Source organism: Microbacterium sp. B19 (genome assembly GCF_000333395.1).
GTDB lineage: Bacteria > Actinomycetota > Actinomycetes > Actinomycetales > Microbacteriaceae > Microbacterium.
Map to the genome: position 1 here is coordinate 1 of NZ_BADA01000570.1, position 7,930 is coordinate 7,930.

Annotated in this window: 7 protein-coding genes; 6 read left to right on the forward strand and 1 reads right to left on the reverse strand. The window is 71.9% G+C overall.

The window, feature by feature from the left end; all coding sequences use genetic code 11:
- The first annotated feature begins 238 nt into the window (after nucleotides 1–238).
- Entirely contained in the window at nucleotides 239–1,489 is a 1,251-nt protein-coding gene (gene hisS, locus I5G_RS19535; protein WP_026096114.1) for a histidine--tRNA ligase, read from the forward strand.
- A 15-nt stretch (nucleotides 1,490–1,504) separates the two neighbouring features.
- Here hisS and I5G_RS19540 read toward each other — a convergent pair whose 3' ends face one another.
- On the reverse strand, nucleotides 1,505–2,362 hold the full coding sequence (locus I5G_RS19540) for a helix-turn-helix transcriptional regulator (RefSeq protein ID WP_022880565.1): 858 nt from the start codon (nucleotides 2,360–2,362) through the stop codon (nucleotides 1,505–1,507).
- 124 nt (nucleotides 2,363–2,486) lie between these two features.
- Here I5G_RS19540 and I5G_RS19545 point away from each other — a divergent pair, with 124 nt between their 5' ends.
- From I5G_RS19545 to eno, 5 genes are all read left to right on the forward strand, one after another.
- Nucleotides 2,487–3,932 carry an MFS transporter gene (locus tag I5G_RS19545; protein ID WP_022880566.1) on the forward strand — a complete coding sequence of 482 codons (1,446 nt, stop codon included), beginning with the start codon at nucleotides 2,487–2,489 and terminating at the stop codon, nucleotides 3,930–3,932.
- 168 nt (nucleotides 3,933–4,100) lie between these two features.
- A complete protein-coding gene (locus I5G_RS23770; RefSeq protein ID WP_022880567.1) occupies nucleotides 4,101–4,919 on the forward strand; it encodes an SGNH/GDSL hydrolase family protein in 819 nt (272 codons plus the stop codon).
- A 205-nt stretch (nucleotides 4,920–5,124) separates the two neighbouring features.
- On the forward strand, nucleotides 5,125–5,937 hold the full coding sequence (locus I5G_RS19555; RefSeq protein WP_239642579.1) for a cytochrome c oxidase assembly protein: 813 nt from the start codon (nucleotides 5,125–5,127) through the stop codon (nucleotides 5,935–5,937).
- Between the two features lie 31 nt (nucleotides 5,938–5,968).
- A complete protein-coding gene (locus I5G_RS23775; protein WP_022880569.1) occupies nucleotides 5,969–6,676 on the forward strand; it encodes an O-methyltransferase in 708 nt (235 codons plus the stop codon).
- Nucleotides 6,677–6,737: 61 nt separating this feature from the next.
- On the forward strand, nucleotides 6,738–7,930 hold a 1,193-nt coding region (eno, locus tag I5G_RS19565; protein ID WP_022880570.1), incomplete at its 3' end, for a phosphopyruvate hydratase.

Genomic DNA, 7,930 nt, shown 5'->3' on the forward strand with positions numbered 1-7,930 from the left:
CGCGAACACGGCTGGGATGCCGACCGCGCCCTCCGCGAACGCGTGCGCCGTCTGTCGGACGAGGTGCGCGCCGCCGAGTAGCCGCCGCGAGAGCTCACGATCCGGTCGAGCGCCCACGTCCGGGTCGTCCGCACCGTGAGCGCTCGGCCGGATCGTGGGCGACGGGCGCAGCACGCGCGGCCGCCGCGCGCGAGCCTGGAACAATGGGACCGTGGCATCCGTGAACCCGCCGCGCGGTATGCGCGACTTCCTCCCCGCTGACAAGGCCCGACGCGAGCGCGTGCTCGCCGTGATCCGCGAGCGCTACCGCGCGCACGGCTTCGACGAGATCGAGACGCCCGTCATGGAGGAGTACTCGCGGCTGCACGCCGGCATGGGCGGCGACAACGAGAAGCTCTCGTTCAGCATCCTCAAGCGGGGGATGGATGCCGAGGCGATCCGCGCCGCGGCCGAGGATCCTGCCGCGCTCGCCGACCTGGGTCTGCGGTACGACCTGACCGTGCCGCTCGCCCGGTTCTACGCGACGAACCGCGCGCAGTTGCCGACGGTGTTCCGCGCGATCCAGATGGCGCCCGTGTGGCGGGCGGAGCGGCCGCAGAAGGGGCGCTACCGCCAGTTCGTGCAGTGCGACATCGACATCATCGGCGACGCGTCCGCGCGCGCCGAGGCCGAGCTGATGACGGCGAGCCTCGATGTCCTCGACGCCCTGGGGCTCGAGGGCGGCATCGTCCGGGTCAATGACCGTCGTGCCCTGGACGCGATGCTCGACGTCTTCGGCTTCGCCGCGGACGAGCGCCCCGGCGTGCTCATCACGATCGACAAGCTGGACAAGGTCGGGCCGTCGGGCGTCGTGGCCGAGCTCCGCGAGCGGGGCGCGACTCCCGACGCCGTCGAGGCCTTCGCCGGGTATCTCGACCGACCGAGCGCCGACGACGCCGGCTTCGATGCCGCGGGCATCCGTGCCGCGTTGCCGGCCGGCATCCCGGACGAGATCGTCGACCACCTCGTCGCCCTCGGCGACACGGTCGCCGCCGCGCGCGGTGCCGAGGCCCCGCTGCGCTTCGACCCGTTCCTGGTCCGCGGCATGGGGTACTACACGGGCACGATCTTCGAACTCGCGCACCCGAGCGTCGACTACTCGCTGGGCGGCGGCGGTCGCTACGACGGCATGATTGGCCGATTCCTCGGACAGGAGGTGCCGGCGGTCGGCTTCTCGATCGGCTTCGAGCGGATCGTCGACCTGCTCCAGGATGCCGACGACTCGGGCTCCCGCTCCCTCGTACTGGTGCACGATCGCGACGTGCCGCTGACGCAGCTGCTGCGGATCAAGGCCGCGCTCGTCGCGGACGGTGCCCGCGTGCGTCTCGAGCAGCGCCCGAAGAACATGAAGGCGCTGCTCGAACGTTCGAGTGCCGACGGCTACACGTCCTTCGCGACGGTCGGCGCCGACAGCACGGTCGAGTCGCTCGAGATCAAGCCGCTCGGCTGACCCCTCGGCCGCGGATCAGGCGACCGCGCTGATCAGGGCCTGATCGGGGTGTTCGGACGCCAGCCGTTCCAGACGGGCGGCCGTCGCGGCATCCCTGGGGGAGAACCACACCACGCGGGATCCCAGGCTCTCGTCGACCCACATGCTCGACATCTCGAGGTGCAGTTCGCCGACGCGATCGTTGAGGAGGTGCTTGACCTGGTGACGCTCCCCACCCACGTCTCCTCGGCTCCACAGCTCCGCGAATCGGGGCGAGGCGGACTCGAGATCGGCGATGAAGCTCTGCCAGGACGGCTCGTCGTGGTGCCTACCGTAGGCCGCACGCAGCCGTGCCGCGGTGCGACGTTGCGCGTGATCGAGATCGACGTGCGCGCGCTGCCACGTCTCGTCGGTGAACATGAGCACCGCGCAGTTCCGCCGCTCGGTCGGCACGTCGTCGAGGTCGTCGAACAGGTACCGGTACGACCGGTTGTAGGCGCGGATCTCGAAGCGGGAGGTCTGCAGCGCCGCGGGGTACGGGAGCAGCTTCTCGAGCAGGTCGAGGTGCGGGGTGTCGACGCATCCGCGCGTTTCGCGCTCGGGACGGGGGAGGTCGGCGAGCGCGAACAGGTGGTCGCGCTCGTCGTCGGTGAGCCGCAGAGCTCGCGCGATCGCACCCACGACCTGGGCGGATGCCGCGATCGGGCGGCCCTGCTCGAGCCACGTGTACCAGGTCAGGCCGACGCCGGCGAGCTGCGCGACTTCCTCGCGTCGGAGACCCGCGACCCGGCGGCGGGAGCCGTCCGGCAGGCCCACGTCGGCCGGCTGCAGCCGTGCGCGCCGACCGCGCAGGAACGCCGCGAACTCTGCGCGCGATTCGTCCGATCGAGTCATGGCGTCTCCTTCCGACGCGAGCATAGGTGTCTGCGCGACCACGGGCAGCGGTGAGGGGAGTGGTCTCAGTACCAGGATGAGGAGACTCCTGGTACCAGGATCACGTACCGCCCATGCTGGCACCATGACCACTTCCGCGCACCCCGCCACCGGCGCGTCGCCCGTGCCGCCGGCATCCCTCCCACCCGCGGTCCCCACCTGGCGTTACATCGGGTTCCTCCTCGGCCCCGGCGTGGGCACGTTCGCCTTCAACGCGGTCACCGTCATCCTCCCGACGCTGCGCGACCGCTTCGGTTCCGACGACGTCTCGCTCGAGCTCGTGATCGCCGGCTATGGGATTCCTTTCGCGGTGCTGCTCATCCTCGGCGGGCGTCTGGGGGACCGCTTCGGCCGTCACCGCCTCTACTCGGTGGGAATGGGGCTGTTCCTCGTCTCCGCCGTCGCGTGCGCGTTCGCGCCCTCCGTCGGGATGCTCATCGTGGCGCGTGTCGTGCAGGGGGTGGGAGCGGCGCTCTGCACCCCGCAGGTGCTCGCGACCATCCAGGCGACCTCGAGCGGAGCCGCGCGGACCCGCGCGATCGCGGCCTTCGGTGCGAGCGGCGGCATCGGCTCGGCCGTCGGCCAGGTGGCCGGTGGCGCGCTCGCCGCGACGAGCTTCGGCGTGGTCGACGGCTGGCGGGCGGTGTTCGTCGTCGTGGCGCTGGTGGCCGCGGCGGCGATCGCGCTGGCACCCCTCGCGCCGCGGAGTCGGTCGCACGAGCACGTGGCGATCGACCTCGTCGGCACGGCCGCGCTCGGCATCGGCATCCTGGCCGCCTCCGTCGCGCTCACCTTCGGCCCGGCGTGGGGCTGGTCGTGGCCGGTGTACGTCGTGCTGCTCGTCGCCGCGATCGCGTTCGTGGCGATGTGGCGGCACCAGGATGCCGTGGAACGCAGCGGTCGCGTGCCGCTGCTGCCCCCGAGCGTCCTCCGTCTGCGGCCGCTGCAGCTCGGTCTGCTGTCGGCGGCGCTGTTCTTCGCGGGATATTCGGCGCTCCTCTACGTCTTCCCGCGGGCGGTGGAGGCGGGTGGCATGACGTCGCTGCAGGCGGGCCTGGCGCTGCTGCCGTTCGCGGTGGTGTTCGCGGCGGTGTCGCTCACGGTCGCGCGGGTGCAGGCGCGCCTGGGCGACGCGACGTTGGCGTGGGGCGTCGGGCTGCAGCTCGTGGCGCTCGTCGCGATGTCGGTGACCGTGGTGCTCGCCTGGGGTTCCGACATCGGTCTGTGGCTGCAGCCGGCCCTGGTGATCCTGGGCGCAGGCCAGGCGCTGATCTTCTCGCCTCTGACGCAGCTCGTCGTGCGCGAGGTACCTGTTCGGGCCGCGGGGCTGTCGGGCGGCATGTTCAGCACGGCCCAGCAGATCGCCCTCTCATTCGGCGTCATCGTGATCGGCGGGGTCGTATCGTTCACGCACGTCGAGGGTCGCGACGAACTCCTCGCGGGCCTCGCGCTCGACATCGTCCTCGCCGTCGCGGTGCTCGTGCTCGCACTCGTGCTGCGGGCGCGGGGCCGGCGGCGCGTCGAGGTCTGAGCCGCGCGCGCGGGGGTGGCGTCGCGCCGGGGCTGAGCGGGCGCGGGGACGCAGCTCGACGCCTGAGCCGGGCGCGGGCCCTGAGCCCGACGCCTGAGCCCCGGGCGCGGCCCCCTCGTGCCGAACGGACGTCACCCGCCGTTCACCCCGCCGCGGTGGAATGACACCATGCGCAGGCGTCGGCCGATCACCGTCACCGTCGCGTCGTCGGTCGCGGTGCTCGGCACGGCGGCGGTGGGGGTGCGCACCCTCATTGCGCGACAGGCCGCGATCGCGCGTCGCCGCATCGGCAAGCCCCTCGGGGAGCAGGCGCTGGATGCCGACCGCGTGTGGCGCCGCAAGAAGCATCCCGGTCCGCCGGTCGAGCTCCTGCTGCTCGGGGACTCGATCGCGGCGGGTCTGGGCGCCGGCCACCGGCGCGACACGCTCGGCGCCCGACTGGCGAAGGGCATCGCCCGCGCGCAAGGACGGCCGGTGCGCCTGCGGACGGTCGCGGTGGTCGGGTCCGAGAGCTCTGCCCTCGCCGCGCAGCTCGCGGCCGTGCCGTCGGACTACCGAGCCGACGTCGCGGTGATCGTCGTGGGCGGCAACGACGTGACGCACCGCATCCCGGCATCCCGTGCCGCAGAGCAGCTCGAGGTGATCGTGCGCGTGCTCCGCGACGGGGGCGTCCCGGTGGTGGTCGGCACGTGCCCCGACCTCGGGACGCTGCGTGCGATCCCGCAACCGCTGCGGTCCCTCGCCGCGCGGTCGTCGCGCCAGCTCGCGGCGGCCCAGGCGGCGGCGGTGCACCGCGCCGGAGGCCGCGTCGTCCCCCTCGCGCGGGCCGTCGGACCGGTGTTCGCCGAGCGCCCGGACGAGATGTTCAGCGTCGACCGCTTCCACCCGAGCGCCCTCGGGTACCGCCGTACCGCCGAGGCGCTCCTGCCCGCGGTCCTCGCCGCGCTCAAGGCGGCGCCGGCCCCGGTCGGCGGTCCGAACTCCTGAGTTCCGCGCCATGCGCCGGTCGGCGACGCCGCCGCTCGGCGGAACCGGCCGAAAACTCAGGAGTTTCGCACGCGACGCCGGGCGGCCGGAGCCGCCGCGGTCCCGGCAAACGCATAGCCGTCCGGCCTACCGTGACGGCACGCCTCCTCTGACCGTTCTCCTCACCACCTGGCACGCCGCGCCCGTTCCGCTCGGCGTGCTCGTCGTGGCATCCGCTCTCTACATCGCCGGGGTCGTGCGGGTGCGGCGTCGCGGGGAGAGATGGCCGGTGCTCCGCACGATCGGCTTCTTCGCGCTCGGCCTCGCCCCCTACGCCGTGATCGAACTGGGCTTCCTCGGGGTGTACTCGTCCGAGCTTCGGTGGGCGTTCTCGACGCGCATCGCGCTGCTGATCTTCGCGGTCCCCGCCGGCATCGCGGCCGGCCGCCCGCTCGATCTGTACTCGCTCGCGACCGGCGACCGGGGGCGCGCGCGCCTCGACCGGCTGCTCGCGACGCGCCTCGTCCGGATCACCGGCAACGCGATGGTCGCCACCGTCGTGATCGCCGCGGTGTTCTGCCTGTTCCTCACGCCGGTCGCCGGCATCCTGCGCGTGAACCCCGTCATCGAGGCGTCCCTCGGGATCGTCGTGCCGCTCGTCGGACTCGCGATGGTGCTGCCGATGATGGCGCTCGGCGCCGTCCACACCGGCACCTTCATCGCGATCGAGTTCCTGCTCGCGTTCGTCGAACTCCTCATCGACTCCGTGCCGGGTCTCCTGATGCGCCTGAACGACTCGGTGCTCGACCTGATCCCGGATGCCACGCAGGCGGTGTCGTGGTGGCCCTCGACGCTCCACGATCAGCACCTCGCCGGCGATCTCATCTGGTTCATCGCCGAGTTCGCCGACGTGCCGATCCTGGTGATCCTCATGATCCGGTGGATGCGCACCGACCGGGCCGAGGCGAAGGGCTACGACGACCTGTCCGACGAGGAGTACGACGAGATGACCCGGGCGCACCTGCACGGACCCCGTTGACCCGCACGGTTCCCGTCGTCAGGCTGGGGGAGTGCCCACCCACGACGACGTCGACGGCTTCCTGACCGCCACCCTGATCGGTGACGACCCGATCCTGGATGCCGCGCTCGCCGCGCAGCGAGAGGCCGGGCTCCCCGCGATCGAGGTGTCACCGGTCAGCGCGAAGCTGCTGCACCTGCTGGCGCGGATCAGCGGCGCACGGCGCGTGCTCGAGATCGGGACGCTCGCCGGTTACTCGACGATCTGGCTCGCGCGAGCGCTCCCCGACGGCGGTCGGGTCGTCACGATCGAGGCGGAAGAGAGCAACGCCGCCATCGCCCGCGCGAACCTCGAGCGGGCGGGCGTCGCCGACCGCGTCGACATTCGCGTGGGCCGCGGCACCGACGTCCTGCCGACGCTCGCGGGCGAGGAGCCGTTCGACCTCGTCTTCGTGGATGCCGACAAGGAGTCGAACCCCGCGTACCTGGACTGGGCCGCACGCCTCGGGCGTCCGGGCACCGTCGTTGTGCTCGACAACGTCGTGCGGGCCGGGGCGGTCGCCGATCCGCCGCCCGGGGACACGAAGGTCGCCGGGGCGCGCGCCGGCGTCGTGATGTTGGGGGAGGACCCCCGCTTCGACGCCACCGCGCTGCAGACGCTCGACCGCAAGGGATGGGACGGCCTCGCGATCGCGATCCTCACCGACGTCGTGGCATCCGGGACCCATCCCGACCACATGGACGGCGACCGCGGTCACTAGACTCGATCCCGGACCGACGACGCTCCGCCCTCTTCCACCCAGAACCAACGAGGAGTCCTTCGTGGCACTTATCGAGGCTGTCAACGCGCGCGAGATCCTGGATTCGCGCGGTAACCCGACCGTCGAGGTGGAGGTGCTCCTCGACGACGGAATCGTCCAGCGCGCGGCCGTCCCCTCCGGCGCGTCCACCGGTGCTTTCGAGGCCTACGAGCTGCGCGACGGCGACAAGAGCCGTTACGGCGGCAAGGGCGTCCTCAAGGCCGTCGCCGCGGTCGTCGACGAGCTCGGCCCCGCGATCGAGGGTGTCGAGGCCAGCGAGCAGCGCATCATCGACGAGATCCTCATCGAGACCGACGGCACCGAGAACAAGTCGCGCACCGGCGCCAACGCCATCCTCGGCGTCTCGCTCGCCGTCGCCAAGGCCGCCGCCGACAGCGCCGACCTGCCCCTGTTCCGCTACCTCGGCGGCCCCAACGCGCACCTCCTGCCCGTGCCGCTGTTCAACGTCATCAACGGTGGCGAGCACGCCGACAACGGCATCGACTTCCAGGAGTTCTTCCTCGCACCCATCGGTGCCGAGACCTACAGCGAGTCGCTCCGCTGGGGCACCGAGGTCTACCACGTCCTCAAGGGCGAGCTGAAGTCCGCGGGCTACAACACCGGTCTCGGCGACGAGGGCGGCTTCGCGCCCGACCTGCCCAGCAACCGCGAGGGCCTCGACTTCCTGATCCGCGCGATCGAGAAGGCCGGCTTCACCCCCGGTCAGGACATCGCCGTCGGCCTCGACGTGGCCGCCACCGAGTTCTACAAGGACGGCGTCTACACCGTCGAGGGCAAGGCGTGGAGCGTCGACGAGCTCGTCGACTACTTCGCCGACCTCGTCGCGAACTTCCCGATCGTCACGATCGAGGACGCGCTCGCCGAGGACGACTGGGACGGCTGGAAGAAGCTCACCGAGACCATCGGCTCGAAGGTCCAGCTCGTCGGCGACGACCTGTTCGTCACCAACCCCAAGCGCCTGAAGCAGGGCATCGACCTCGGCGTCGCCAACTCGCTCCTGGTGAAGGTCAACCAGATCGGCACGCTGTCCGAGACCCTGGATGCCATCGCCCTGGCGACCCGTTCGGGCTACACCTCGATGCTGTCGCACCGTTCGGGTGAGACCGAGGACACCACGATCGCCGACCTCGCCGTCGCCGTGAACGCCGGCCAGATCAAGACCGGCGCCCCGGCGCGCAGCGAGCGCGTCGCGAA

Bases quoted from the DNA above. Each gene is read 5' to 3' on its own strand.
- hisS (WP_026096114.1), top strand. From the start codon at position 239: ATGCGCGACTTCCTCCCCGCTGACAAGGCCCGACGCGAGCGCGTGCTC.
- I5G_RS19540 (WP_022880565.1), bottom strand. From the start codon at position 2,362: ATGACTCGATCGGACGAATCGCGCGCAGAGTTCGCGGCGTTCCTGCGC.
- I5G_RS19545 (WP_022880566.1), top strand. From the start codon at position 2,487: ATGACCACTTCCGCGCACCCCGCCACCGGCGCGTCGCCCGTGCCGCCG.
- I5G_RS23770 (WP_022880567.1), top strand. From the start codon at position 4,101: ATGCGCAGGCGTCGGCCGATCACCGTCACCGTCGCGTCGTCGGTCGCG.